Below are 1,120 nucleotides of genomic sequence, written 5' to 3'. Positions count from 1 at the left end.
GGGGACGCGCTGGTGGGCGGGCATGCTGAGGCCTCTTCCGGAGGCCGAGACCGCCGAGGACGGCACGCGCACGCTGGCGCTGTTCGAGCTGATGGTCCGCAAGCCGTGGCGCGGCGCCGGCAATGCCCAGCTCATCCACGAGGAACTGCTCGCAGGCCGCCCGGAGGAGCGCGTGACGCTCCTCGTGGAGCCGGCCCACCCCAAGGTCAGGGCCCTCTACGAGCGCTGGGGCTACGAACACATCGGCGACCAGCAGCCGTTCCCGGACGCGCCGATCTACGCGACGATGCTGCGACACCTGCCGGTGGCCGCCTGAACATCCTGCCCTCGCGGACACACAAGTCCGCACGGACGATCGTGCGCGGCGGGGTCCGGCTCAGCTGCCGGGAGTGTGGTGTATCGGACAACGGCAGCTCCGGCCCGCCGGTGTCGTTTCTCCAGGGTTTGGTCGGTCATGCGGTCGTAGTGGTGGGGTTCGGGGTGGGTGAGGCGGGTTTCTATTGGTTGTGGGTGGGGGCTGCGAGTGGGTGATGTGGTCGGGTTAGGCAGGGTCTTGCCGGCTGGGGCTTGCTGAAGCCCGGCCTAGGCGGGTGTTTTGCCGTGGCAGTCCTTGTACGGCGTTTTCGAGCCGCACCAGCACTCCGCGTTGCGCCGCGGCGGCCAGGGCTTCGCGCGGCCGCGGGCCGCGAGGCTCGTGGCGTACTCGGGGAGGAGCGCAGGTGTCTCCGGAGCGGTCTGTTCCGCGGCGGCGAAGGCCTCGTACGAGGGGAACGTGGCCGTGACGATGCCGAAGTGCTGGATGCCCGAGGACGCCAGGTCGCGCAACGAGGTCTCTATCCCCGCCAGGTGCTGGGCGTGCGAGGGGTACTCGGAGGTCAACGCGGGGTACGCGGCGAGGAGTTCCGCCAGTTCCGCCTCCGGCCAGTGCAGCACGGCGACCGGGAAGGGGCGCGACAGCGCCGCGCGGCGCTCGCCCAACTCCGCCCGCAGCCGGGCGATTTCGGCTCGCAGCTCTGCCGGGTTGTCCGAGCCGAGGGCCCACAGCCGCTTGGGGTCGTGCAGTTCGTCCAGCGGGATGTCGCCGGGGTGCACGGTGTCGGCCAGCGCGTCCCACTCGTCG

Annotated in this window: 2 protein-coding genes; one reads left to right on the top strand and one right to left on the bottom strand. The window is 71.1% G+C overall.

Annotation, left to right across the window (positions count from 1 at the left end; all coding sequences use genetic code 11):
• Window positions 1-316 (top strand): N-acetyltransferase (locus tag AOK16_RS18870; RefSeq protein WP_478072357.1); only part of this gene is annotated, 316 nt, incomplete at its 5' end.
• 266 nt (window positions 317-582) lie between these two features.
• Here the strand turns inward: AOK16_RS18870 and AOK16_RS18865 are convergent.
• On the bottom strand, window positions 583-1,120 hold a 538-nt coding region (locus AOK16_RS18865; RefSeq protein ID WP_169790916.1), incomplete at its 5' end, for an SEC-C domain-containing protein.

It is taken from the genome of Streptomyces pathocidini (genome assembly GCF_001418495.1).
GTDB lineage: Bacteria > Actinomycetota > Actinomycetes > Streptomycetales > Streptomycetaceae > Streptomyces > Streptomyces pathocidini.
The sequence above is the reverse complement of the archived record's forward strand: the minus strand, read 5'-3'. Positions and strand labels throughout refer to the sequence as shown.